The 25,949-nt window shown below is 66.3% G+C and carries 20 protein-coding genes; 10 read left to right on the plus strand and 10 right to left on the minus strand.

Going from position 1 to position 25,949, the window contains the following annotated elements; translation table 11 throughout:
* Window positions 1-5 precede the first annotated feature (5 nt).
* The gene (cyoA, locus tag JQ633_RS24710; RefSeq protein ID WP_211987698.1) at window positions 6-1,175 is read right to left on the minus strand and encodes a ubiquinol oxidase subunit II; all 1,170 of its coding nucleotides are present in this window, start codon (window positions 1,173-1,175) and stop codon (window positions 6-8) included.
* Between the two features lie 181 nt (window positions 1,176-1,356).
* On the opposite strand from cyoA, the gene JQ633_RS24715 reads away from it, so the two are divergent.
* The gene (locus JQ633_RS24715) at window positions 1,357-2,667 is read left to right on the plus strand and encodes an MFS transporter (RefSeq protein ID WP_433995688.1); all 1,311 of its coding nucleotides are present in this window, start codon (window positions 1,357-1,359) and stop codon (window positions 2,665-2,667) included.
* On the opposite strand, the gene JQ633_RS24720 is transcribed toward JQ633_RS24715, so the two are convergent.
* Window positions 2,664-3,473: a transporter gene (locus tag JQ633_RS24720; protein ID WP_211987700.1), complete on the minus strand. Its 810-nt coding sequence runs from the start codon at window positions 3,471-3,473 to the stop codon at window positions 2,664-2,666. The two genes, JQ633_RS24715 and JQ633_RS24720, sit on opposite strands and share 4 nt — an antisense overlap.
* Before the next feature lie 188 nt (window positions 3,474-3,661).
* On the opposite strand from JQ633_RS24720, the gene JQ633_RS24725 reads away from it, so the two are divergent.
* The gene (locus JQ633_RS24725; RefSeq protein WP_211987701.1) at window positions 3,662-4,063 is read left to right on the plus strand and encodes a c-type cytochrome; all 402 of its coding nucleotides are present in this window, start codon (window positions 3,662-3,664) and stop codon (window positions 4,061-4,063) included.
* A 12-nt stretch (window positions 4,064-4,075) separates the two neighbouring features.
* On the opposite strand, the gene JQ633_RS24730 is transcribed toward JQ633_RS24725, so the two are convergent.
* The gene (locus JQ633_RS24730; RefSeq protein WP_433995689.1) at window positions 4,076-5,572 is read right to left on the minus strand and encodes a M48 family metalloprotease; all 1,497 of its coding nucleotides are present in this window, start codon (window positions 5,570-5,572) and stop codon (window positions 4,076-4,078) included.
* Between the two features lie 67 nt (window positions 5,573-5,639).
* Entirely contained in the window at window positions 5,640-6,380 is a 741-nt protein-coding gene (locus JQ633_RS24735; RefSeq protein ID WP_211987941.1) for a thermonuclease family protein, read from the minus strand.
* Between the two features lie 338 nt (window positions 6,381-6,718).
* Here JQ633_RS24735 and JQ633_RS35250 point away from each other — a divergent pair, with 338 nt between their 5' ends.
* The 4 genes from JQ633_RS35250 (at window position 6,719) to JQ633_RS24755 (ending at window position 17,778) form a co-directional block, all read left to right on the plus strand.
* On the plus strand, window positions 6,719-14,845 hold the full coding sequence (locus JQ633_RS35250) for an Ig-like domain-containing protein (protein ID WP_211987703.1): 8,127 nt from the start codon (window positions 6,719-6,721) through the stop codon (window positions 14,843-14,845).
* Between the two features lie 154 nt (window positions 14,846-14,999).
* Window positions 15,000-16,205 carry an ABC transporter substrate-binding protein gene (locus JQ633_RS24745; protein WP_211987704.1) on the plus strand — a complete coding sequence of 402 codons (1,206 nt, stop codon included), beginning with the start codon at window positions 15,000-15,002 and terminating at the stop codon, window positions 16,203-16,205.
* Window positions 16,206-16,224: 19 nt separating this feature from the next.
* Entirely contained in the window at window positions 16,225-17,019 is a 795-nt protein-coding gene (locus JQ633_RS24750) for an enoyl-CoA hydratase (protein ID WP_211987705.1), read from the plus strand.
* A 3-nt stretch (window positions 17,020-17,022) separates the two neighbouring features.
* The gene (locus tag JQ633_RS24755) at window positions 17,023-17,778 is read left to right on the plus strand and encodes a hypothetical protein (RefSeq protein WP_211987706.1); all 756 of its coding nucleotides are present in this window, start codon (window positions 17,023-17,025) and stop codon (window positions 17,776-17,778) included.
* A gap of 273 nt (window positions 17,779-18,051) precedes the next feature.
* Here the strand turns inward: JQ633_RS24755 and JQ633_RS24760 are convergent, their stop codons facing one another.
* The 3 genes from JQ633_RS24760 to JQ633_RS24770 are packed head-to-tail and all read right to left on the minus strand — an operon-like array spanning window position 18,052 to window position 21,138.
* Window positions 18,052-18,852 carry an enoyl-CoA hydratase/isomerase family protein gene (locus tag JQ633_RS24760; RefSeq protein WP_211987707.1) on the minus strand — a complete coding sequence of 267 codons (801 nt, stop codon included), beginning with the start codon at window positions 18,850-18,852 and terminating at the stop codon, window positions 18,052-18,054.
* Window positions 18,853-18,888: 36 nt separating this feature from the next.
* Window positions 18,889-20,049 (minus strand): acyl-CoA dehydrogenase family protein, encoded by a 1,161-nt coding sequence (locus JQ633_RS24765; RefSeq protein ID WP_097671039.1) that lies wholly within the window; start codon window positions 20,047-20,049, stop codon window positions 18,889-18,891.
* Window positions 20,050-20,070: 21 nt separating this feature from the next.
* Complete coding sequence (locus JQ633_RS24770) at window positions 20,071-21,138, minus strand: acyl-CoA dehydrogenase family protein (protein WP_211987708.1); 1,068 nt, start codon at window positions 21,136-21,138, stop codon at window positions 20,071-20,073.
* Between the two features lie 254 nt (window positions 21,139-21,392).
* Here JQ633_RS24770 and JQ633_RS24775 point away from each other — a divergent pair, with 254 nt between their 5' ends.
* A complete protein-coding gene (locus JQ633_RS24775) occupies window positions 21,393-22,175 on the plus strand; it encodes an SDR family NAD(P)-dependent oxidoreductase (protein ID WP_211987709.1) in 783 nt (260 codons plus the stop codon).
* Between the two features lie 119 nt (window positions 22,176-22,294).
* On the opposite strand, the gene JQ633_RS24780 is transcribed toward JQ633_RS24775, so the two are convergent.
* Window positions 22,295-22,573: a GlsB/YeaQ/YmgE family stress response membrane protein gene (locus tag JQ633_RS24780; RefSeq protein ID WP_211987710.1), complete on the minus strand. Its 279-nt coding sequence runs from the start codon at window positions 22,571-22,573 to the stop codon at window positions 22,295-22,297.
* Between the two features lie 31 nt (window positions 22,574-22,604).
* Window positions 22,605-23,216 carry a YidB family protein gene (locus JQ633_RS24785; RefSeq protein ID WP_211987711.1) on the minus strand — a complete coding sequence of 204 codons (612 nt, stop codon included), beginning with the start codon at window positions 23,214-23,216 and terminating at the stop codon, window positions 22,605-22,607.
* Window positions 23,217-23,367: 151 nt separating this feature from the next.
* On the opposite strand from JQ633_RS24785, the gene JQ633_RS24790 reads away from it, so the two are divergent.
* From JQ633_RS24790 to JQ633_RS24800, 3 genes are read left to right on the plus strand one after another with little or no spacing between them, the layout of a single operon-like run.
* Window positions 23,368-24,372, plus strand: coding sequence for a 2-dehydropantoate 2-reductase (locus JQ633_RS24790; protein WP_211987942.1), 1,005 nt, complete (start codon window positions 23,368-23,370; stop codon window positions 24,370-24,372).
* Between the two features lie 42 nt (window positions 24,373-24,414).
* Window positions 24,415-24,621, plus strand: coding sequence for a hypothetical protein (locus tag JQ633_RS24795; protein WP_211987712.1), 207 nt, complete (start codon window positions 24,415-24,417; stop codon window positions 24,619-24,621).
* 52 nt (window positions 24,622-24,673) lie between these two features.
* On the plus strand, window positions 24,674-25,096 hold the full coding sequence (locus tag JQ633_RS24800; RefSeq protein WP_211987713.1) for a CAP domain-containing protein: 423 nt from the start codon (window positions 24,674-24,676) through the stop codon (window positions 25,094-25,096).
* A 55-nt stretch (window positions 25,097-25,151) separates the two neighbouring features.
* Here the strand turns inward: JQ633_RS24800 and JQ633_RS24805 are convergent, their stop codons facing one another.
* Window positions 25,152-25,814 carry a hypothetical protein gene (locus JQ633_RS24805; RefSeq protein ID WP_211987714.1) on the minus strand — a complete coding sequence of 221 codons (663 nt, stop codon included), beginning with the start codon at window positions 25,812-25,814 and terminating at the stop codon, window positions 25,152-25,154.
* Between the last annotated feature and the right edge of the window lie 135 nt (window positions 25,815-25,949).

A 25,949-nucleotide genomic window follows, 5' to 3' on the forward strand; every position in this document is an offset into this window, starting at 1 on the left:
CCCTCTCAGGACTCTGATTTCGAACGCTGGCCTGACAGCAGCAGCGACGTCGACGACGGATGGGCAGGGGAGAAGGGCGGCCGCTTCAGGCCGACGCCGCGCAGCGGCGTCAGGTCGAGCGGCGCGGTGACCTCGCGCAGCGGCGTGTCCTTCAATTCGTCGATCGAGCAGATGCCGGCGACGAAGGTCGGCTCGGTGCCGAGCGGCGCGCCGCGGCGGGCGTATTTGTCGTAGGTCAGCGGCAGGGTGTTGTTGAGGCCCTCGCGGCCGAGGCCGCCCTTGGCGTCGATCGCCATCATCTCGCTCATGCACATCTTGCCGGGCTCGACGCACATGTTGAGGATCGCCTTGTAGAGGTCGCGGTCGACCGTGCCGTAGAGCCGCACCGGATCGTTCTGGCTCGGACGCTCGAGCTGCAGATAGTCGGTGCGGCCGAGCATGTCCTTGCTGGCCTTGGCGGCGGTGATCCACTTGTCGAACTCGGCGGGCGACTGGCTCTTGAAGTCGAAGTGCATGCCGGAGAAGCCGGCGCCGCTGTAATTGGCGGAGAAGCCGCGGAAGGTGCCTTCCTTGTTGGAGACCGCATGCAGCTTGGTCTCCATGCCGGGCATCGCGTAGATCTGGCCGGCGAGGGCAGGGATGTAGAACGAGTTCATCACGGAGGAGGCCGTGATGCGGAAGCGGATCGGGCGGTCGATCGGCGCGGCCAGCTCGTTGACGGTGGCGACGCCGTATTGCGGGTAGATGAACAGCCACTTCCAGTCGAGTGCGACGACCTGGACGTCGAGCGCAGTATCCTTCTGCTCGATCGGCTTGTCGGCGGCGATACGGCCGAGCGTGCGGTACGGGTCGAGCAAATGCGTGCCCATCCAGGTCAGCGCGCCGAGGCAGATGATGATGAGCAGCGGCGCCGACCAGATCACGAGTTCGAGCTGGGTGGAGTGATCCCATTCCGGCTCGTAGGTCGCTTCGGTGTTGGACTGGCGGTAGCGCCAGGCGAACAGCACGGTCAGCGCCATCACCGGCAGCACGATGATGAGCATCAGCACGGTGGAGATGACGACGAGGTCCCGCTGCTGGGCGGCGATGTCTCCGGCAGGGGCCAGCACGACGAAATCGCACCCGCCGAGCAGGGCCGCAAACGGCAATATGGCCAGTAATTTCAAGGCGCGCACGGCTCACCTCATTGGAATTTCATGAGTTCCAACAAGGGGTAGCTGCGATGCAGCAAACGGGACATTGGACAATTTGTCCAATGTTGCAGTGCGGGATGAGGGCGCAGACAGTCCACAGGACCGGCTGGCGGATTCCGTCCGCGGCCCTCATGTTCAACGAGATTTCACGGCGCGAATGGCGATGGCACAGGCCCCTGCAACCACTCTCGGTCCCCCGGAAGCCCGCCACGGTCACGGCCAGGCGAAAGCCGGCGAGATCGCGATCGGCGTCATCATCGGACGCACCTCGGAGTTCTTCGACTTCTTCGTCTACGCGATCGCCTCGGTGATCGTGTTCCCCAAGCTGGTGTTCCCGTTCGTCAATGAACTGACCGGTACCCTGTATTCATTCGCGATCTTCGCGCTGGCGTTCGCCGCGCGGCCGCTCGGCACCGTGATCTTCATGGCGGTCGACCGCCGCCACGGCAAGGGCGCCAAGCTCGTCATCGCGCTGTTCCTGCTCGGCACCTCGACGGTGGCGATCGCGTTCCTGCCGGGTTACGACACCATCGGCGTCTTCGCGATCTGGCTATTGGCCGCGGCGCGTGTCCTGCAGGGCATCGCCTGGGGCGGTGCATGGGACGGCCTCGCCTCGCTGCTCGCGATGAATTCGCCGTCGCATCACCGCGGCTGGTACGCGATGGTGCCGCAGCTCGGCGCGCCGCTCGGGCTGATCGTGGCAAGCGCGCTGTTCGCCTTCTTCGCCGGCAATTTGTCGGCGGATGATTTCTTCGACTGGGGCTGGCGCTATCCGTTCTTCGTCGCCTTCGCCATCAACGTGGTGGCGCTGTTCGCGCGGCTGCGCATGGTGGCGACCGATGAATATTCCGAGCTGTTCGAAAGCCGCGACCTGCAGCCTTCGCGGATCGGCGAAACCGTCAAGGAGGAGGGCCGCTACATCCTGCTCGGCGCCTTCGCGCCGCTGGCCAGCTTTGCGTTGTTCCACATGGTCACGGTGTTTCCGCTGTCCTGGGTATTCCTGTTCACCAAGGAAAGCCCGGTGCGCTTTTTGATCATCGAGATGATCGGCGCGATGGTCGGCGTCGCGGCGATCGTGGCCTCGGGCGTGATCGCCGACCGCGTCGGCCGCAAGCCGCTGCTGCTCGGATCGGCGGTCGCGATCGCGGTCTATAGCGGCTTCGCCCCGCAGCTGCTCGATGCCGGCGCGTTCGGCGAGACCGTGTACATGGTGGCCGGCTTCGTGCTGCTGGGTCTGTCGTTCGGACAGTCCTCGGGCGCGATCGCCTCGAGCTTCGCGCCGACCTATCGCTACACGGCCTCGGCGCTGACCTCGGATTTCGCCTGGCTGTTCGGCGCCGGCTTCGCGCCGCTCGCCGCGTTGTTACTGGCGACGCATTTCGGCCTGATCTCGGCCGGCGCGTATCTGTTGTCGGGTGCGGTGTGGACGCTGCTGGCGCTGTGGCTCAGCGGCTTGCGCGAAGCCGACGGCTAGCGGAACAGTCCGTCGACGCGGAACGAATAACCGATGCCGACGACATAGTCCGGCGAATTGCGGTTGAGTCCGAACGCGACATGGAAGTCGACCTGCTGGGTCGGCGTGATCCGGTACAGGCCGCCGGAATTGATCGACTGGGTCGGCCGCGCGCCATCCGGATAGTCGCCGACATATTCGGTGAACACGCTGACCCGCTCGGTCAGCTTCTTCTCGATCACGAAGGTCGCTTCCGAGATGTGCCGGCCCTCGAGCTCGTCGGGGCGAAAGAACTCCGTGAACATGCCGCTGACTCCCCAGCCGTCGTGCAGTTCCCATGACCATGGCAACTGGATGTAGGGCTGCGCGCCGCGGCCGGCGATCGCAACCGCACCTGTCGGCAATGCGACGCCGGCGGTAACGGCCAGATCGATCTTGCCGGGCACCGGGCTCATTTGCCATTTGATCGCGGGCGCGACGTCGGAGAAGCCCGACGCACCCGGCGACTTCACATTGCCGACATGGCTCGGCAGGTCGATCAGGATCTCGAGGCAGGGCGCAATGCCAAGCCGCCAGCGGCTGTTGCTGCCGTCGATGCTGCGGCCGCCGTCGCGGCCGGTCAGGTTGACGCCGTTCTCGTTTTGCAAGCTCCCGACCGGCACGACGATACTCGAATTGGTTACGTCGGGCCGGTCGGTCGCGATGTCGTCGCCCGGCTTGGGGCAGCTTGCCGCACGCACAGTGGTGGAGACCGTTGTCGCGAGCACGGCAAGCAGGAACCCAAGCGTAGCAGTTCGAGCGACAACGCCGAGCCGATTGAGAAACACTGGGGATGCTCCAAGGGCCGGGCGCCGCTGCGGGCATGCAGCTTCGATAGGGATCGTGCGCGCCGGCGTTTATTCCCGCTCGCCGCAGGATTCTCTCGTTTGAGATTCGGGCACGCGCGATGACCGACGGCGGGAATAGCCCGGTCGCATGACCGCTCCTGTCCTCGTGGCAAGCAGGAGCTCATGCGATGACATTACGTTCAATCGTCCGCGCCGTATCGTTGCGACAAGCCAAGGCCGCCCTGATGGCGGCTGCCGTGACCATCGGCGCAGCCAATGCCGCGAACGCGGCCGGCGATCCGGCGCGGGGCGCGACCCTCTATCAGGGCTGCGGCGATTGCCATTCGATCGATGCGAACGATGTCGGCCCCATGCACAAGGGTGTCGTCGGCCGCCTCGCCGGCACCGCCGCGGGCTACAGCTACTCGCCCGCCCTGAAGGCGTCGAAGATCGTGTGGACCGAGCAGAATCTCGACAAATGGCTTTCCGGTCCCGATACGATGGTTCCGGGCACCAAGATGTTCTACGAGGTCCCGGATGCGAAGGATCGCGCCGACATCATCGCCTTCCTCAAGCAGAATGCGAAATAGCGGAGAGCGTCCTCAATCCACCACGATCTTGACGCGGTCGCGCGGCTTGACCTGGGCGTGCGCGTCGAGGCCGTTGAGTACGCGGAAGCGCTCGGTGGGATGATCGACGCCGGCCATGCGGTGCGACAGCGATTCCACGGTGTCACCAGGCTGCACGTTGATCACCTTGATGCGCAGCGGGCGCGCGGCCTGGATCTCCTCGAGCGTCAGGCGGCGGAACGAGCCGACCGTCTCGCGCGCGTTGCGCTCGCTCTCGGTGGTCTTCTGCTTGGCGGCGAAGATGAAGCGGTAGACGTCGCTGCCGAAGCGCAGCGCATAGACCTTGAACTGCCACTGGTCGCCATGTGCGGTGGCCGAGGCAGCGGGGAAGCCGTTGATGTTGATGTCCTCGGTCGAGGACTTCTCGACGCCTTCCATCCAGCCGGAATTGAGATAGTCGCCGAGTGACTGCTCGGCCGGCACCCGCACCACGTCGAAACGCATCGCCTGGCTGCCGCCCTCGCGCACGCCGATCACCGCCTGCGCGGTGTTGTCGAGCGTGAAGTTCTCCGGCGCGGTGAAGGTGAAGCCGAGCTTGGGATGCAGGAAGCGGCGGCCGCGCACGAAACCTTCGCTCGGGTCCTCGCCATAGACGATGTTGTCGATCGCGGCGAGATAGGTTTCGCGGTCGCGCTCGTTGTTGTCGGGCGCGGTGTATTGCCGCGCGGTGGTCTGCGCATTGGAGATGCGCTCGGGCGTCGCCGGGTGCGACGAGGTGAAATCCTGCGCCCGGGGATCGAGCGCGGTGCGGCCGACCTTGAGCGCCGCATTGCGCTCCATCGCGGTCAGGAAGCGCGAGGCGCCATAGGGATCGAAATGCGCGCGCGCCGCTATGCCGACGCCGATGCCGTCGGCCTCGAACTCCTGCTGCCGCGAGAAGCTCGCCATCGTCAGTTTAGTCTTTGCCAGCGCCAGCGCGGTGAGATCGGGGTCGGTGCTCATGTCGGTGACGACGCGCGTCACCACCGCCGCCTGCCGTGCCTGGTCCTCGCGCATCGCGGCGTGCTTGGCCAGCACATGCGCCATCTCGTGGCTCAGCACCGAGGACAGTTCGGAGGTGTCGCTGGCAAGCGCGATCAGGCCGCGCGTGACATAGAGCTGGCCGGTCGGCAGCGCGAAGGCGTTGACCGCGCCGGAATTGAGGATGGTGACCTTGTAGGCCTGGTCGGGCCGGTCGGAGGCGGCGACCAGCCGCTCGACGGTCTTGCTGATCAGCGCCTCGAGCTTCGGATCGTCATAGGCGCCGCCATAGGTCGACAGGATGCGCTCGTGCTCACGCTCGGTCGCAGGCGTCTGCTGCACCACCCGGTTCGGCTTTGCCGGGGCGGGCGCAGCGGCGGTGGGGCCGGGCTGTTCGAAGCGGCCGACATTGCCGCAGGCCGAGAGCGTCAAAGCGGCGCAGATCAGCGCAGGCGCAGCCACAAGGCAGCGACCCGTCACTTCCCCACGCCGTCCTGCGCGCTCAATCACGTCCCAAACCCACAATTTTCGAGCGAAATTGACCGGGGCGCGGCCGATGCAGTGCGTCCCACGTCCCCTAGTTCCCGCCAAGCAATTCCACTTGCGCCACCCGGAGCAATTCGATTCGTGGTCCACGTCGCGCTTCCACCCAGCCCCGGACACGAATCCTTCGATTTTCGAGGGACTTGGGCGAAAGCCCGGCCGCCTCAAACGCAGGGACTATGCGCCTTGAAATAGTCGCCGCAAAGTCCCGAGTCCAGTTTCGGCCGAAATTCAGGTAGGTCACTGACCCAGCCTGACGCACTGACAAAACCCTGCCCTCGACCACCGTAAAGCGCCCGATCCCGGCCAAAATATCGCCCGGACTTTCGGCGTTTTTTATGACAACGGACCCGCCCCAGGTTCCCGATCGGGCCAGCCGGGCTTCGGCCTCCGCTGCCATCAGCGCTGTGGCGCAGTCCTTCTCGGTGACCTCGGGTGACACCAGAGCGAGTCCCTGCCGCAGCAACTCGCTCTGCACGGGTGTTTCGCTACCAGCGAGGAAGACATACGCCGGTTGCCGGCCGTAACGGTCCGGCGTGTCGTCGCTGCCGCGCAAGCTCACCTCGCGGCCGATCAGCAGTGCCGAGAGCGCGGTGGCGGCCTTCGCGCTGTCCGCGATCTCGAGGCCGGCCAGCTTGACCTCGCTGCCGTCGTCGAGACGAAAGCTGCGCGCGTCGACAATCGCGGCGACGCGCCCTTCGCCCTGGCTTTCGAAATTGCATGCAGCCGCCTCGGCGCGGATGCTCGTGCTGATCAGCATGGTGCACGCAATCATCGCCGATGTGCAGCGACCGCGAAGCGATGTTCGATCACGCGCGCGCATCATGGCCTTCAGTCGTCGCATGCGCAGCTACATGTTTGACAGTTGACGAACAGATCATGCGAGCCGGATCGCCGAAACGAGACGGCAATTCGGTCTCAAGTCGTGATGACGACATCCTGCGACCGGAGTCAACGCAAGGCTGCAGTCGCGCGCGTTCACCATTTTGAAATCCGTGCGCGGAATGAGAATTCGTTGTCCTTGCAAGGCTTTAGCCCGGCAGCGTAATTACTCCTAATTTTTCGTAAAGGCGGCGCGTTGGCGTTGCCCGCATGCATATTGCCGAGGACGTTGTGTCAGATCCCGTTGTTCTCACGCTGACGACCACCGACCCGCTCCACGATTATCTCCAGCTCTACATCGCGATCGAGGCGATCAGCGTCGGCGGTGGCATGGCGTCGGCCAACACCGACTACATCATCAACTTCGCGACGACGTTCGACGCGCGAACGCTGCAATTGCTGGACGACCTGCCGGCTATCAACCTGATGAGCGGCTCGACGCTCACATTCGACGGCAACACCGACTACACCAATCACCTCGGCGGCCAGGATTATAGCAACGTCATCGATGCCCGGGGCTATCAGGGCTTCGTCGTCGTCGCCGGCAAGGTCACGTTCAAGAACCTCACCATCATCAATGCCGTCGCGAGCGGCGGTACTGGTGGCCCGGGCGGCGGCGGTGGCGGCGCGGGCCTCGGCGGCGGACTGTTCGTCGGACAGAATGCCGACGTCACGCTGAACAACGTCAATTTCGGCAGCAATACCGCCAAGGGCGGCAATGGCGGCGCGGTCGATCCGGCCGGCGGTGGCGGGGGCGGCGGCGGCATCGGCGCCGACGGTGGCAGCGGCAATGGCGGCGGCGGCGGTGGTGGCGGCTTCGGCGGCCAAGACTACTACAGCTACTCCGGCAATGGCGGCAACGGGTACAGCGAGGCTGGCTCGGACGGCCAGCACCCCTCGACCGGCGCGCAGAACGCGGGCGGCACGCCGGCAGCGGTGGTCGGTGCGGGCGGCGGACAGGGTGGCGACAATTACGGCGGCAGCGGCTTCGGCGCACATGCCGGTGGTGGCGCGGACGGCGGCGGTGGCGGCGGCGGCGTTGGCGGTGGCGGCGGCGGCATAGGCGGCGCCAATGCGGCGACCGGCCCTGGCGGAGCCGGCTACGGCGGTGCAGGCGGCGTCGGTGGCGGTGGCGGCGGTGGCATCTACTCCGGCGGCAATGGCGGATTCGGCGGCGGTGGTGGCGGCTCCGGCAACGGCAGCGGCTACGCGCACACCGGTGGCAACGGTGGCTTTGGCGGTGGCGGCGGCGGTTCGAACGGCACGCCCGGCAGCGGCGGCTTCGGTGCCGGCAGCGGCTCGCTCGGCGGCGGTGGTGGCGGCGGCCTGGGCGCCGGCGGCAACATCTTCGTTCAGCAGGGCGGCAAGCTCACCGTCATCGGCGGCAGCCTGTCGGGAGCCACCGAGACCGGCGGCACCGGCGCCAACGGCGCCGGCAACGGCTCGGCCTATGGCGACACCTTCATCCAGGGCACGATGGTCGTCGTGCCGACGCACACCGTCCCGACATTCTCGCAGGGCCTGCAAACCGTCACCACACTCACGATCGGCGACCGCATCGCCGACGAGAGGGGCATCAGCGGCAGCGGTACGACCGGAAAGCTGCAGGTCTCCGGCGGCGGCACGCTGACATTGACCGGTGCGAGCAGTTATGTCGGCGGCACCCAGATCGACGGCGGCAACACCGTCTCGATCACCGCCGACAACAACATCGGCGGCTCGGCCGGTGCGCTGATCCTCAACGCCGGCGGCACGCTGACCACGACCGGCGGCTACAGCTTCACGCACGCCATTCAGCTCATCAACGGCGGCGGCACCTTCGACGTATCGTCCGGTACGATCGCGGCTACCAGCTCGATCAGCGGCTCCGGCACCTTCACACTGTCGGGCAACGGCACCCTGCAGCTCGGGATGGGTCAGCTCGCCGGGTTGACCGGGACGTTCGGCCTGAGCAGCGCGCATCTGTCGCTGACTACGGGCGGCACGTTCGACGACACGCTTTCGGTCAGTGGCAATTCGGTGCTGTCGATCGCGAACGGCGCGACAGTCACCGACACCGCCCTCGTCACCGGCAGCGGCAATCTCGTCGTCGACGGCGGCGGCACGCTCGTACTCGGCCATGCCGCCAACAGCTACGGCAGCACGACGATCTCCTCCGGCACGTTGTGGCTCACCGCGGCCGGCGCCGGCGGAACCGGCAGCATCTCCTTCACCTCAGGCATCGTCGGCACGCTGAAGGTCGACAACGCCGCGCTGACCGGCAACGCGTTCACCAACACGATCTCGAATTTCAATCCCGGCCAGTCCATCGATCTGACCGGCCTGCAGTACAACACGCAGAATCCGTCGCTCAACACGGTCAGCCTGTCCGGCAACACGCTCTCGGTCTCGAACGGCAGCACGACCGATACGCTTACCCTTGCCGGGGTCGGCGCCGGGACCAGCTTCCAGCTCTCGCAGGATGCGAACGGCGGCACGATCGTGCAGGTGGTCTCGACCCGCGTCTTCAATGTCGCCAACGTCGCTCAGCTCAATGCCGCCATCCTGCAGATGGATTCCGGCGGGCAGAACGCCGCGCCGAATGCCAATTACACGATCAACATCACCGCCAATTTCAGCCTGACGTCGGAGCTGTACGCGCTCAATCTGTTGAGCGGGTCGAGCGTCACGATCAACGGCAGCGATGGTCACGGCGGCTCGTACACGATCGACGGCCTCAACGCCCAGCGCGGCTTCTTCGTCTATTCGGGTAACGTCGATCTCGAGAACCTGACGATCCAGAACACGGTAGCCGCCGGCGGCGGCGTCGTCCGCGGCGGTGGCGGCGGCGGCGCGGGGCTCGGCGGCGGGCTGTTCGTCGCGTCGAACGGCAGCGCCACCATCGACAACGTCACCTTCCACAACAGCGCCGCGATCGGCGGCAACGGCGGTGCCGGCGGCACTGGCAATATCGCCTACGGCTACGGCTACGGCGGTGGCGGCGGGATGGGCGGACGTGGCGGAAGCGCTGGCGGCGGCGGCATCGGCCTCGGCGCGCAAGGCGCAGACTCCGATCTCTTTGCCAACGGTGCGCCCGGCATTGTCCCCAACACCGCCGGAGGCGGCAAAGGAAGCCCCGGTTACCTGATCACGATCGGGGGCGCGCCCGAGCTTTACTGGTATGGCGGATCAGGCGGCGCCAACGGCGGTGGCGGCGGCGCGACGGGGTGGGTCGCCAGTGCCGTCCGCGCGCCCTTCGCGCCGGGCGGTGGTATCGGTGGTGGCAACGGGGCTGATGGCGGCAACGGCGGCTTCGGTGGTGGCGGCGGCGATGGCGCGGATGGCGGCTTCGGCGGGGGCGGCGGCTACAACGGTGATGGCGGCTTCGGCGGCGGCGGTGGCATCGCCGGTGTCGGCGGCTTCGGCGGCGGCAATGGCGGCACCGCCGGCAACGGCGCGCCGGGCGGCGGTGGCGGCCTCGGCGCCGGCGGCACGGTCTTCGTCGAGCAAGGCGGCTCGCTGACCATCAAGAGCGGCTCGCTCTCGAACGACTCCGGCTTCGACGCCGTCAAGGGCGGCACCAACGGCATCGGCCAAGCCAGCGGCTCGGCCTACGGCTCCGGCATCTTCATCCAGGGCAACAACAATCTCAGCTTCGCGCCCGGCAGCGGCGAGACGCTGACGATCGCCAACGACATCGCGGACCAGACCGGCAGCGGCGGCACCGCGGCAAATGCCGGCAGCGGCGGCGTTGCGATCAGCGGCGGCGGCACCGTCGTGCTCGGCGGCAACAACAGCTACACCGGCAACACCGTCGTCAGCGGCGCGGGAACGTTCGTTTCGATCTCCGCCAACGTCAATCTCGGCGTGGTCACCAGCGTCCTCAATCTCGGCGACGGCACCGGCATCTCCTTCACGGAGGGCTTCACGCAGGCCCACAACATCACCGTTGCGGGCGATCCGATCTTCAACGTCGCGGCCGGCGAGGTCGTCACCCAGAGCGGTGTGATCTCCGACGGTACGACGGCCGGCGATGTCGAGGTCACCGGCGGCGGCCGGCTGGTGCTGGCAGCGCACAACACCTATTCGGGCGGCACCGTCGTCATTGGCTCGATCCTCGAACTGGCCGCCAATGGCGCCGCGGGAACCGGGGCGATCGCCTTCACCGACGGCAGCGCCGAGAAGCTCGTGCTCGACGCCGCGGCGTTCTCGGGCACGTCGTTTGCGACGTCGATCACCGGATTCGCCGGCGGCGACACCATCGATTTCACCAACATCGCCTACAGCGCCACCGCGACGCTGTCCTATGCCAACGGCGTGTTGCTGGTGAAGAGCAGCGGCGGCGCCACGCTCGCCTCGCTGAACCTGAGCTTCGGGGCGGGCGGCTCGGCGGCCTCGCTCGTGCTTGCTTCCGACGGCGCGGCCACGCCGCATCTCGAGCTCAGGTCCGAGATCAACATCACCTCGGTCACGGCTGACACCACCGGCCACCTCACGCTGCTGAACACCGGCAAGGTCGTCACCATCACGGTCAATTTCAGCACCGCGGTGAATGTCACCGGCGCGCCGGAGCTGGTGCTCAACGACGGCCAGGCGGCCACCTATGTCGGCGGCAGCGGCTCGCAGGCGCTGGTGTTCAGCTACACCGTGCAGGCCGGCGATGCGACGCCCGATCTCAAGGTGCTGAGCCTTGCGCTGAATGGCGGCACGATCAGGGATCCGGCCGGGCAGGATGCGACGCTGGACCATGCAGCCGCCGACCTGCACCTCGTGGTCGACGCGGTTGCTCCGACGGTGTCGGTGACTGCGAGCCCGACCTCGCTGCTCGCCGGGCAGACCGCCACCGTCACTTTCACCTTCTCCGAGGCGATCAACGGCTTCGCCCTGACTGACACCACGGTCAGCGGCGGCGGGCTGAGCAATCTGGTCCATGTCGGCGTCAACGGTTCAGGTCAGGACGTCTACACCGCGACCTTCACGCCTGATGTCACCAACACCGAGACCGGCTCGGTGCAGGTCAATGCGTCGAGCTACGCCGACAGCGCCGGCAATGCGGGCGCGGCCAGCAACACCGTCAACTTCACCGGCGACACGCTGGCGCCGACAGTCGTGGTGACCGCCGATCACGCGACGCTGCATGCCGGCGACACCGCGGTGGTGACGTTCACCTTCTCCGAAGCGGTCAACGGCTTTGCCCTGAGCGATGCCGCGGTGAGCGGCGGCGGGCTGAGCAACCTCGTCCATGTCGGCGTCAACGCCGACGGCAATGACATCTACACTGCGACCTTCACGCCCGACGTCAGCAACACCGAAACCGGCTCGGTGAAGGTCAACGCGTCCGGCTACACCGACGAGGCCGGCAACACCGGCGCCGCCAGCAACACCATCGGCTTCTCCGGCGACACGCTGCCGCCGACGCTGGCCGTGACCGCGGATCGCTCCGCGCTGCTGGCCGGCCAGACCGCCACCGTGACCTTCACCTTCTCCGAAGCGGTCGCGAGCTTCGCGCTGGGCGATGTTACCGTCCATGGCGGCATCCGGGGCAACCTGTCCCATGTCGGCGTCAACGGCGCGGGTGAGGACGTCTACACCGCAACCTTCACGCCCGATGCCGACAACGCCGCGGCGGGCTCGGTGCAGGTCGGCGCCTCCGCCTATGCCGACGTCGCCGGCAACAGCGGCGCGGCCAGCAACGCCGTCAGCTTCACCGGCGATACGCTGGCGCCAAGCGTCCTGGTGACGATGAGCCCGGGCACGGTGCTGGCCGGGCAGACCTCGACCGTGACCTTCACCTTCTCGGAGACGGTCACCGGCTTCGGCCTCGGTGACACCACCGTTCACGGCGGCACGCTCGATAACCTCGTCCATGCCGGCCTCAATGGTTCGGGCGAGGACGTCTACACCGCGACCTTCACTCCCGATGTGGCCAATGCCGAGACCGGCTCGGTGCAGGTCAACGCGGCGAGCTATGCCGACGCGGCCGGCAATGCCGGCGCGGTGAGCAACGTCGCGACGATCGACGGCGACACGCTGGTGCCGACGGTGTCGGTGACGGCCGATCACACCGTGTTGACGGCCGGCGATACCGCGCTGGTGACCTTCACCTTCTCCGAGGCGGTCGCCGGCTTTGCGCTCGATGATGTCACCGTGCAGGGTGGCGCGCTCAGCCATCTCGTCAGTTTCGGCGTCAACGGCGCGGGCGAGGATGTCTACACCGCTATCTTCACGCCGGACGCTACCAGCGCCGAAGTCGGCTCGGTGCAGGTCACCGCGTCGAGCTATGCCGACGCCGCCGGAAACAGCGGCACGGCGAGCACCGCGGTCGGCTTCAACGGCGACACGCTGGCGCCGACAGTCGTCGTCACCACAAATCCGGGCACGGTGCTGGCCGGCCAGACCGCGACCGTCACCTTCACCTTCTCCGAAGCGGTCACCGGCTTTGCGCTCGGCGACACCACCGTCAGTGGCGGCACGCTGGACAACCTGATCCATGCCGGCGTCAACGGCGCCGGCGAAGATGTCTACACCGCGACCTTCACGCCCGATATCAACGATCTCGTCGCAGGCTCGGTGCGGGTCAATGCGGCGAGCTATGACGATGCGGCCGGCAATGCCGGCAGCGCCAGCAACACCGCCACGGTCGGTGGCGATACGCTGGCGCCGACGGTATCCATCGCGGCCGATCACACCGCGCTGATGGCCGGCGACACGGCCCTGCTTACCTTCACCTTCTCCGAGGTGATCGCTGGCTTCACGCCCGGTGATCTCAGCGTCACCGGCGGCCAGCTCGATCATCTGGTCCATGTCGGCTTCAGCCAGTCGGGCGAGGACATCTACACCGCGACCTTCACGCCGGATACCAGCAACAGCGAAGTCGGCTCGGTGCAGGTCGATGCATCAGGCTATACCGACGTCGCCGGCAATGCCGGCGCCGCGAGCGGCACGGTCAATTTCAGCGGCGACACGCTGGCGCCGACGGTCTCCGCCGTCGCGACCCCGAGCACGCTGCTCGCCGGCCAGACCTCGCTGGTGACCTTCACCTTCTCCGAGACGGTCACCGGCTTCACCAACGACGACATCACCGTCCACGGCGGGACGCTGAGTGATTTCACCCATGTCGGCCTCAACGGAACGCACGACATCTACAGCGCCGTCTTCACGCCCGATGCCAGCAACAGCGAAGCCGGGTCGGTGCAGGTCGACACGGCGAGCTACACCGACGCCGCCGGCAATGCAGGTGCGGCGAGCAACATCGCCGCGATCGGCGGCGACACGCGGGCGCCGACCGTTCGGGTGACAGCGGATCACACCTCGCTGCTGGCGGACCAGACCGCGCACCTGACTTTCACGTTCTCCGACCGTAATGCCGCCTTCGCGCTCGGCGATGTCACCGTGCATGGCGGCACGCTCGACCATCTGGTGCATGTCGGCCTCAATGGGGCAGGCGAGGACATCTACACCGCTACCTTCACGCCCGACGTCTCGGATGTCCTGTCGGGCTGGGTGCAGGTGAGTTCGTCGGTCTATGCCGACGCCACCGGTAACAGCAATACGGCCAGCAACACCATCAGCTTCGACGGCGATACCAAGGTGCCCGCAGCCCCGACGCTGGCGCTGCACCAGGACAGCGGCGTGTCCGGCACCGATCACGTCACCAGCAATCCGCTGATCGACTACGTCAAGTCCGATCCGGCTGACAGCCTGCAATACAAGGTCGACGGCGCGGCGAGTTTCTCGAACGACATGCCGACGAGCTTCGCGGACGGCGCGCACACCGTGTCGATCCAGGAGGTCGATCATGCCGGCAACGTCAGCGCAATCTCGAGCCTGACCTTTACGCTCGACACCGTCGCGCCGCATCTCACCGGGATCACCGCTGCTCCCGCCGATGGAGTCGCGGAGACCGGCTCGATGGTCCAGCTGACGCTCGGCTTCGACGAGGCGGTCAATGTCAGCGGCGGCACGCCGACGCTGACATTGAACGACGGCGGCAGCGCGGTTTATGACGCCGCGGCGACGGCGCTGCTCGGCGATTCCTCCAAGCTCGTGTTCGATCATCTGGTGTCGCCGTCCGATCACGCCGGCGCGCTGGCCGTCACCGGCTTTGTTGCGAACGGCGCCGCCGTCACCGACATCGCCGGCAATGCGGCCGATCTCTCCACCGTTGCAGCGGCCTTCGACGCGCTGGAGATCAACCAGACCACGGCGCCGGCCTACACGATCGGCAGCATCACGCGGCCCGAGCTGCACTTCAACGAGAGCGGCCACATCATCATGGATCAGGCCGCCTCGGCGTTCATGGGGCAATACGGCATCGAATACCTGTATCTTGGCCTGCCGCCGGGAACGCCGTATCCGCCGCCTGACCTGCACGGCTGATTTCGCGGAACTGCTATCCGCGCGCCGCGTCATTCCGCTCGATGGAAAACGAATGAGGCTCACTGCAGCTTGCTGCAGTGCGGCCCATGCGGCATGATCCCGCCGGCGAAACGGACCGTCTGGAATGAGGTCCGTGCTTGATGGGAGGCTCTGGATGAGACGAGTTTTGGCCGGTGCACTGGCCTGCGTGTTTGCGATCTCGGCGAATGTGTCGCTGGCGCAGGACAAACCCCCGCTGAAGCTCGGCGGCATCCTCGACATGTCGAGCCTCTATGCCGATATCACCGGTTCCGGCAGCGAGACCGCCGCCAAGATGGCGGTGGAGGATTTCGGCGGCGAGGTGCTCGGACGTAAGGTCGAGGTCGTGGTCGGCGACCACCTCAACAAGGCCGATCTCGCCGCCAACATCGCGCGCGACATGATCGACAACCAGGGCGTCGAGATGATCTTCGACGTCGCGGCCTCCGCGACCGCACTCGCCGCCGGCGAGATCGCCAAGGCGCGCGGCAAGATCATCATGTTCAACGGCCCGGGCTCGATCCGCCTCACCAACGAGGCCTGCGGCCCGTTCACCGTGCACTATGTGTTCGACACCTTCGCGCAGGCCAACGTCACCGGCCTCGCCGCGGTGAAGTCCGGCCTCGACACCTGGTTCTTCCTGACCGCGGACTATGCGTTCGGCCAGGACCTTGAAAAGGACACCAGCAATGTCGTCGTGAAGTCCGGCGGCAAGGTGCTCGGCAATGTGCGGCACCCGATCAACACCTCTGACTTCTCGTCCTTCCTGCTGCAGGCGCAGGCCTCCAAGGCCAAGGTGATCGGGCTCGCCAATGCCGGCGGCGACACCATCAACGCGATCAAGCAGGCGGCCGAGTTCGGCATCACCAAGGGCGGCCAGAAGTTGTCGCCGCTGCTCGCCTTCGTGACCGACATCGACAGCGTCGGGCTCGAGACCGCGCAGGGCCTGCTGCTCGCGGAAGCCTTCTACTGGGATCTCAACGACGACACCCGCGCGTTCTCGAAGCGTTTCATGGAGCGCACCAAGCGCGTGCCGACCTCGGCGCAGGCCGGCGTATATTCCTCCGTGCTGCATTACCTGAAGGCGGTGAAGGCCGCCGGCACCACGGATTCCGCCGCGGTCATGAAGGTGATGAAGGAAACCCCGATCAACGACATGTTCGCCAAGAACGGCAAGATCCGCGAGGACGGCCGCATGATCCACGACATGTACCTGTTCGAGGTCAAGAAGCCGTCGGAGTCGAAAGGCCGCTGGGACGACTACAAGCTGCTCGCCACGGTGCCGGGCGACCAAGCCTTCCAGCCGCTGGAAGCCTCGCGCTGCCCGCTGGTGAAGAAATAACAACGAAAGGCAAACAGCCATGAGCGACAATCAGATGGTCCTTCAATCCCTCGAGCAGGGCCTGCTCACCATCACGATGAACCGGCCCGAGCGGCGCAACGCGCTCAACCCCGACATGACGCAGGGCCTCGTCGAGGCGGCGCGGCGCGCCGAGAGCGATCCCGAGGTGCGCGCGGTGCTGATCCGCGGCGCCGGCGGCACCTTCTGCGTCGGCGGCGACGTCAAGTCGATGGCAGCCGGCCGCGCACCGCTGCCGTTCGAAACCAAGATGGCGAATCTGCGCCGCGGCATGGAGGTCTCGCGCATCCTGCACACCATGCCCAAGCCCGTGGTGGCGCAGCTCGATGGCGCCGCGGCCGGTGCAGGCCTGTCGATCGCACTGTCCTGCGACCTGCGCGTCGCCAGCGCCTCCTGCAAGATCACCACCGCCTTCGCCAAGGTCGGCTTCTCCGGCGATTACGGCGGCACCTATTTCCTCACCAAGATGCTCGGCAGCGCCAAGGCGCGCGAGCTCTATCTGATGTCGCCGGTGCTGTCGGCGCAGGAGGCCTACAATCTCGGCATGGTCTCCAAGGTGGTGCCGGATGCCGATATCGAGGCCGAGGCGCTGGAGCTGGCGCGCTCGCTGGCGCAGGGCCCGTCGGTCGCGCTCGGCTACATCAAGCGCAATATCAACAATGCCGAGACCATGACGCTGGAAGCCTGCTTCGACGGCGAGGCGATCCATCACTCCCGCGCCGGCGAGACCGCCGACCACAAGGAAGCGGCCAAAGCGTTCGTCGAGAAGCGCAAGCCCACCTTCCAGGGGCAGTAGGCGATGGCCGCCTATATGAGGCTGCGGCAGATCTGCCTGGTGGCGCCGCAGCTTGCACCCGTGATCGCGGATATTTCCGCGATCATGGGCCTCGACGTCTGCTACCGCGACGGCAACGTCGCCAAATACGGCCTCGAGAACGCGCTGATGCCGGTCGACACCATCCTGCTGGAGGTGGTCGCGCCGTTCGAGCCGGGGCCGGGCACGGCGGCCGGCCGCTTCATCGAGAAGACCGGCGGCCGCGGCGGCTACATGGCGATCTTCTGCTGCGAGGACCCGGACGCGCGCGGCGCCAGGGCCAATGCGATGGGCGTGCGCACCGCCAATGTGATCACGCACGCGCCGTATCACGGCGTGCAGCTGCACCCGCGCGACTGCCGCGCCGCTTTCATCGAGTTCAACCACACGGACGGCAGCGACGATGTGCTCGGCCCGTATCCGCCCGCCGGCCCGGACTGGCAGAAGTCGATCCGCAAGGACACGACGCTGGCGCTGACCGAAGTCGAGATGCAGAGCGAGGCGCCGCAAGCGCTGGCGGAGCACTGGGGCAGGATCATCGGCATTCCCGCCGACGGCACGATTGTGAAGCTGCCGAACGCTACGTTCCGCTTCGTGCAGGGCGACGCCGAGATCATGACCGGACTGACGTTCAAGGTCGCCGACAAGGCGAAGGTGCTGGACGCGGCGAAGGCCAGAGGCTGCACCGTGTCAGGCGATGAGTTCTTCTTGTGCGGTGTGAAGTTCCGCCTGACGGCGTAAGACCCGTAGCCCGGATGCAGACCCGTAGCCCGGATGCAGCGAAGCGAAATCCGGGACCGCACTCTCCGCGGCGAGACCGCCCCCGGATTGCGCTTCGCTCCATCCGGGCTACGCCGCTGTCTCCCCAGCGTCGTCCCGGCGAAAGCCGGGACCCATTACCACTGAACGTGGTTGAAGGAGCGAGCAAACTCCGCTTGTGCCCCTTCCGCGGGCCGCGGCGTATAGGTCCCGGCCTTCGCCGGGACGACCCGCAGAGCGTGCCGTCTTCGCGCCCTACCGCCCCTTGAAGTTCGCCACCCGCCGCTCGGCGGTGGCCTTGACGCCTTCCTTGAAGTCTTCCGTCGCGCGCAGCTTGGTCTGCTCGGCGAGCTCGTGGTTGGTCGCGGCGAGGACGCGGTCGGCGAGGCCGGCGCGCATGGTGGCGCGGGTCGAGACCAGGCCGAGCGGCGAGCATTCGGCGATCTCCTGCGCGAGCTTCATCGCGGCATCGCGCACCTGATCCTGCGGCACCAGCACGTTGGCGAGACCCCAGCGATAGGCCTCTTCGCCGGTGACGCGGCGGCTGGTGTAGAACATCAGCTCGGCGTTGTTCTTGCCGATCAGCTCCGGCAGCGTCGCGGTGAGGCCGAAGCCTGGATGGAAGCCGAGCTTGGTGAAGTTCGCCGAGAAGCGTGCCTCGGGGCAGGCGACGCGGAAGTCGGCCGAGACGGCAAGGCCGAAACCGCCGCCGATCGCGGCGCCGTGGATCGCCGCGACGATCGGCTTCTTGTTGCGGAAGATGCGCACCGCCTGAACATAGAGATGGTTGATCGGCAGGTTGGAAGCCGGATCGCTCTTGGCGCGCTCCTCCTGCTCCTGGCGGGCCGGATCGCCGAAATTGGCGCCGGCGCAGAACGCCTTGCCCTGCGCGGCGAGCACCGACGCGCGGATCTCGATATTGTTGTCGAACTCCTCCAGCGCGTCGGCGATCTGGTTGATCAGCGCGACGTCGAAGAAATTCAGCGGCGGCTTGCGGATCTCGATCAGGCCGACATGGCCGTGGGTCTCGACGCCGATATCCGTGTATTTGGTCATGATCTATCCTCGTTGAATTGGTGCAGGTCCGCGCGGTCAGCGCAGACCGAGTCCGCGGGCGATGATGCCGCGCAGCACCTCGGTGGTGCCGCCCTGGATCGTCAGCTTGGGCGCGGTCTTGATGGCGAAATCGAGTTGCTTCTCCAGCGTCTCGCGATTGGTCGCGGTCTCCTCGACGAACGCCGCGAGATCGCGCACGCGGTGTGGCAGCTGTTGCTCCCACACCGTGCCGATGTCCTTGACGATCGAGGCTTCCACCACCGGCTCCTTGCCGGCCTGCAGCATGCCGGCGACCGACACCGACATGCGGCGCATGGTGTGGACCTGCGCCACCAGCCGGCCGATGCCTTCGGCCGAGCGGGTGTCCGGGTTCTTGCCGACCGCGCGCACCAGCTCGGTCAGCACGTAATAGGTCTCGAGGAAGCGCTCGGGGCCGCTGCGCTCATAGGCGAGCTCCGATGTCGCTTGCTTCCAGGCGCCGTCGACTTCGCCGAGCACGTGATCGTCGGGCACGAAATAGTCGGTGAAGACGACCTCGTTGAACTCGAACTGGCCGGTGATCTGGCCGATCGGATTCACCTGGATGCCCGGCTGCTTCATCTTGACCAGGAACTGGGTCAGGCCGTGGCGGCGGTTTTCCTTGGTCGGCGGCGAGGTGCGGAAGATCGCGATCATGTAGTCGGCGATGTGCGCCGATGAGGTCCAGATCTTGGTGCCGTTGATCAGATAGCCGCCGTCGGTCTTGGTCGCGCGCGTCTTTGCTGCGAACAGATCCGAGCCGGAGTTCGGTTCGCTCATGCCGATCGCAAAGCAGACCTCGCCGCGGCAGATGCGCGGCAGGATGTCCATCTTGATGTGCTCGGGCGCGTATTTCAAAAGCACCGGCCCGCTCTGGCGGTCAGCGACGAAGAAGCGGCGGGTCGGCGCGTTCGCCACCCGCATTTCTTCAGTCACCACGTAGCGCTCGAGGAACGAGCGCTCCTGGCCGCCATATTTCTTGGGCCAGGTCATGCCGAGCCAGCCCTTGGCGCCGACGCGGCGGGAGAATTCCGGCGCGTCGTTGTCTTCGCGGTTCGGCGCGTAGGGATCGAAGGTGCCGGCGGCGATCTCCTCGGCGAGGAACGCGCGCACCTCTTTGCGAAGCTGCTCGCATTTTTCCGGCAGGCGGATCGGATCGAAACGAAGGGCTGCAGTCATGATGTCTTCTCTATCCTGATCTCAGCGCGAAGCCACCAGCGGCCACAATTCGTCGGCGCCCCTGATAGCGACGAGCTTGCCGAGCTCGACCGCCCAATGGCTCTCCGAGCCGAAATCGTCGCGCCACGCCAGCGCCCGCAGCGAGTAGCGGTGCAGGATGTGCTCGATGGTGAAGCCGATCGCGCCGTGCACCTGATGCGCGATGGCGCTGCCCTTCTCGGCCGCTTCAGAGCAGCGGATCTTGGCCGAGGCGGCTTCGAGGAACACCGCGTCAGTATCCAGCGATTTGGCGCTGACGATGCTGTCGGCCGCCGAGGTCGCGGCAGCCAGTGCGGCGGCGGATTCGCCGGCGAGGCGGGCGAGGTTGTGCTGCACCGCCTGGAATTTCGAGATCTTCTTCTCGAAGGCGACGCGCTCGTTGGAATAGCGCACGGAGATATCGAGCATCGATTCCAGCGCGCCCGCGATCTGCAGCGAACGCACGACGCCGCCCATCAGCATCAGCGTGGTCTGATTAAAACCCTTCGACGCCGGCTTGATCGAAACCGGCTGAACCTTGTCGAGCGTGACGGTATCGCTGTGATCACCGCCGAGCCCGGTGCCGGATTCGATCCGGCACTTCGCGGCATCGACCAGCGCGATCGAGACACCGTCCTTGCCATCAGCCAGCACCGCGAAATGCTTGGCGTCTTTCGCGAACGGCACGCCGCGGGCGCGGCCGGAAAGCGAGCCGTCGGCGGCCAGCGTGACGCGGTCTTTCGGAGAGGCCGGCACCACGGTCATCTCGCCTTCGGGGGAGGCGATCTTGCCCTGCGTCAGCAGCCAGCCCGCCAGCATTGTTTCGGCCAGCGGAACAGCGATCGCATGGCGGCCGGCGACGTTGAGAACGGCAAAACCTTCGGCGAGGCTGGCGCCGGAACCGCCGAGATCGTCGGGCACCCAGGACAGCGGCAGGCCGGCTTCGGTCAGCGCCTGCCACAACGGCGCTTTCCACGCGCCCTGCTTGTCGTGATTGATGGTCTGGGCATCCGCGAGATCGGCGAAAATCTTTTCCGCGGTCTCGGCGACGATGTTCTCACTCTCCGCCACAGCGTTCCTCGTATTGGATTTGCGCAAGGTCCGTTCGGCGAACCCCGCTTGCGGTGTTGTCTTTGCGCTCAATGATGAGGAAAAGCCATAGCCGTGACAAGCACTGCCCGCAGGGCCACTTGCGCTGATGGCATGCGGTCGGCCATGCGAAGAATTAATTCCGCAGTGCGGATTTCGCAGATTTTCACGGAGGTGGCTGCGCGATATGGTATGCCACCAAAATTCATCTGGCTCACAACAACAAGGAAACGCAGATGTCGAAGGAAGGTTTGTGCGCGATCGTGACGGGGTCGGCATCGGGGCTCGGTGCCGCCACCGCGCAAATCCTCGCCACCGAGGGCGCGCGCATCATCATCAACTATTCCAACAGCAAGGCGGAAGCCGAGGCGACCGCCGAGCTCTGCCGCAAACAGGGCGCCGAGGTGCTCGTGGTGCAGGGCGACGTCTCGCGCGATGAGGACTGCAAGAAGATCGCGGCCGCCGCACAGGGCTGGGGCCGCGTCGACGTGCTCATCAACAATGCCGGCACCACCAAGCATGTGCCGCATCACGACATGGATGGTCTCACCGCGGAGGATTTCCAGCGCATCTATGCCGTCAACACCATCGGCCCGTTCCAGATGGTCCGCGCCGCGCGGTCGCTGCTCGAAGCCGGCGCGAAGGCCTCGGGCCGGCCGTCGGCGGTGGTCAACGTATCTTCGGTCGCCGGCATTTCCGGAGGCGGCTCGTCGGTCGCCTATGCCGCGAGCAAAGGCGCGCTCAACACCATGACGCAGTCGCTGGCTCGCGCGCTGGCGCCGCTGATCCGCGTCAACACAGTCTGCCCTGGCTATATCGACACGCCGTGGTTCACCAAGGGCCGTGGCGAAGCCGGCGCCAAGCAGGTGCGCGATGCGGTGGTGGCGCGGGTGCCGCTCAAGGTCGCCTCGACCGCGGAAGACATTGCCAATCTGGTCTGCTTCCTGGCGAGCCCGGCGTCGAGCAACATGACCGGCGAGTTCGTCCGCATGGACGCCGGCATGCATCTGATTCAGTGAATTGAAGTACCGCCATTAAACTGAAGCACCGTCATTCCGGGGCGATGCGTAGCATCGAACCCGGAATCTCGAGATTCCGGGTTCTCGCTTCGCGAGCCCCGGAATGACGGCGAATGCTGTTATTTATTGCCTAGGTCTGGAATCACCCGCGCGGCGACCAGCCGGTTCCAGATGAACAGCACCACCAGCGCGCCGATCGTGGCGGTAATGAAGCCGGCGCCCTGGTCCGGGCTGTAATGCCCGATCGCCTGGCCGATCCAGGTCGCGAGGAACGCGCCGGCGATCCCGAGCACGGTGGTCAGGATGAACCCGCTCGGATTGTTCGGCCCCGGCGACAGGAAGCGCGCGATGATCCCCGCGACGAAGCCGACGATGATGATCCAGATGATGCCGCCCATGTTGATCGACCTCCGATAAAATCAGGCGGCGTTACAGCCGGCCGTTCAGCTCGTCGCCGCTCGGCAGCCGTCCGTCCGGTGTCAGGTGATTGACCACGTCGGGCAGATACTGGCTGAGGCCCTGCAGCAAATCGTCGCGTGACAAGCCGCTCTGCGAGGACAGCGAGTTGATCTGGTCGGCGCCGAGCGCGTTGGCGAGGTCGCCGGGTTCAATCGATTTGTTGGGGCCGTTGCTGACCCAGGAATTGGCCGCGTCACCTTGGCCCTTGTCCTGCATCTGCTTCAGCAGGTCGCCGAGGCCGCCGCTCAGCACGGTGCCGGCCGCGCCGCCTGCAAGCAGGCCGCCCAGTCCGCCCTTGAGCAGATCGGAGAGTCCGCCGCCGCCAGCTCCGCCGGGCAGGCCCGCGGTGACGTTGCCGGGCAGCGGCGGCGCCTGCGTCGGCCGCGGCGCAGGGGCGGGCGCCGCTTCAGTCGGCTGCTGGCCGCTGCCGCCGAAATGCTTGACGGCCTTCCAGGCGAGCAGCGCCAGGATCGCCATCGTCATCGGCGACATGCCGCCGCTCGAGCTGTCGGATTGTGAGCTCGGCGTGCTTGAACCGCGCGGGCCGTTCTGCATGCCGTTGAGTACGTCGAGTAGACCCATGATCGTCTCCTGCCGCAACCGTGCCCCGTTGCCAAAACATAGCTGTGGGCCATGACGGTTACAAGGCAGCGTTGCGGGCGCGACGACGGGGTCGATGGGCATCCACGACGCGGTCTGCTATCGATCGTTGGATGAACGGACGTTTGGCCAGATGAACGAGAACCGGCCGATCGGCATTGCGGGTGCCGGCAGCATCGGCTGCTTCGTCGGCGGCATGCTTGCCGCCTCCGGCCGCCGCGTTGCGCTGCTGGCCCGGCCGCGCCTGGTGCAGGAAATTACCGCGGGCGGGCTCCACGTCACCAATTTCGACGGCACCGAGCAGCGGCTCGCCGCGGACAGACTGACATTGTCGGACGATCCGTCGATTTTCAAGGACGCGCAGGTCGTGCTGGTGACGGTGAAGAGCGCCGACACCGCCGGAATGGCCGAGATGATTGCGCGCAAAGCGCCTGCTGATGCCGTCGTGGTCAGCCTGCAGAACGGCGTCGGCAATGTACCGGTGCTGCGCGCGCATCTCGCCGGCCGCAGTGTGCTCGGCGGCATGGTGCCGTTCAATGTGGTCGGGCTCGGCGGCGGCCGCTTTCACCGTTCGACCTCGGGCGACATCGTGATCGCGCAGGATGATGCTGGAACCGCGGCCCGCCTGTCGGTGCCCGGCCTTGCCATCCGCTCGACCGACAACATCGACGGCGTGCAGTGGGGCAAGCTGATCGTCAATCTCAACAATGCGCTCAACGCGCTCGCCGACATTCCGCTGCGGCAGCAGCTCGCGCAACGCAACTGGCGGCGATTGTTCGCCGACCAGATGACCGAGGGACTGACCGCGGTGCGTGCCGAGGGCATCAAGCCGGTGTCGCCGACGCCGCTGCCGTCGAGCTGGATGCCATCGTTGCTGCGGCTGCCGGACGGGCTGTTCGAAATGCTGCTCGGCCGCACCATGAAGATCGATCCCGAAGCGCGCTCCTCGATGTGGGAGGATCTGCAGCGCGGCCGCCGCACCGAGATCGACTACCTGCAGGGCGTCATCACCGCGATCGCCGACCGCCGCGGCTTGGACGTGCCGCTTTCGCGCCGTATCATCGACCTGATCCGCAAGGCGGAAGCCGGCGGCAAGGGCTCGCCCGGACTGACGCCGGAGCAGATCCGTGGAGCGTAACGCAGCGATGACCGCGACCGTCGCGGATCGGAGGGAGTTGCCATGAAACCGATTGTCATACTGGCGATGATTGCAGCGATTTGCGTAACAACCGCGGAGGCCGCGCCGCCGACCGTCGTGCCGTCGCCGGGTTATGATGCACGTCTACAGGAACAGCGCGCAGCGATGTCGGCGAGATCGAGCGGGCAAATGGCGCCGGTTACGCGGCCGGTCAAGCCGCACCACAAGAAGCGCTATCCGCGACACTAGATAGGTTCTCTCCGGCGCCGACCATTCACACACCATGATCAGACGATTTCAGATGAGACCAGCGATCCTCGCGCTCGGCCTTTTGCTCGGCCTGTCCACGGCCGCTAACTCAGCCGACTATGCCGGCGCCATCAGTGCCTACCGGCGCAGCCAGGGCATGCCGGTGGTGCGGCTCGATGCCAAGCTCAACGCGATGGCCTTGCAGCAGGCGCAAGCGATGTCGGCGAGCGGATCGGTCAGCCATTCCGCCGGCGGCAGTTTCTTCACGCGCATCAAGCCGCTGAAGAAGCAGCGCGCGGCGGAAAATATCGGCGCCGGTTTCATCAGCTTCGCCGAGATGCTCAAGCAGTGGGAAAATTCCGCCGGCCATCGCGAGAACCTGCTGATGCCCGGCGCCAAGCGCGTCGGCGTCGCATTCGTCGACAATGCGAAGTCGCCCTATCGCAGGTTCTGGGCAATGCTGATCACGGATTGAGCCTGCGCGTCATTCCGGGTTCGCGCTGCGCGCACCCCGGAATGACGAGCTGAAATCAGCTCCGTTTCGCGGCCCGTGTCGGCGTCGTGGGCTGCGTCGGCGTCGTTGGCTGCGGGGTGAACAGCTTCTTGATATCCTCGATGCTCTGCGACAGGCGCGGCCATTCGCAGGAGAACGCGTTCTTGGCGCAGTGCGCCGCCCTGATCCGCGCGGCCTGCTTCACCGGGCTCGCGACCGGCACCGGCACCCGCTCGGGCTGGCTGCGCAGCGACGCCTGCTGAAGCTGCTGCGCCGGCGGTTGCGGTTGCGGTGGAGGCGGCTCCTCCAGCTTTTCCTGCTGCTGCTTCGCATTGAACGCCGCGACGATGGTCGAGCGGCGCTCCTTCTCGAGATAGGAGGTATATTCCTGATCGATCTTCTTCTGCTCGTCCGGCGTCGGATTGGGACCTGCGATGTCGAAGCTGCGATCCTGCATGAAGTCGTAATAGGTATAGCCGCCGCCCGGCTTGCGGCGTCCGGCGAACTTGGCGTTGCAGTCGCCGAGCTGCGCGGTCCGCTCTTCTTTGGTCTTCGCCTTCTCGGCGAGGTCGGCGCAAGCCTCGAAATCCTTCGGCCCGCTGCGCCACCATTGCGCATGCGCATCCGAATGCGCGAGCACGAGGCAGGCGACACAGACGGCAGCAGCCAACGTCGATGATCGTGACGGTATCACGGACATTGAGACAAACTCGAACGACACGGATTTGGCGGATTGTCGCCATTTTGACGGCGCTTGTCACCCCGTCAGATGATGAATTTTGTGGCGGTTGGAACCGCAATTGTTGCGCTGTGTCAGAGGGAACACAGCGATTCG

Source organism: Bradyrhizobium tropiciagri, assembly GCF_018130505.1.
GTDB classification, from domain to species: domain Bacteria; phylum Pseudomonadota; class Alphaproteobacteria; order Rhizobiales; family Xanthobacteraceae; genus Bradyrhizobium; species Bradyrhizobium tropiciagri_B.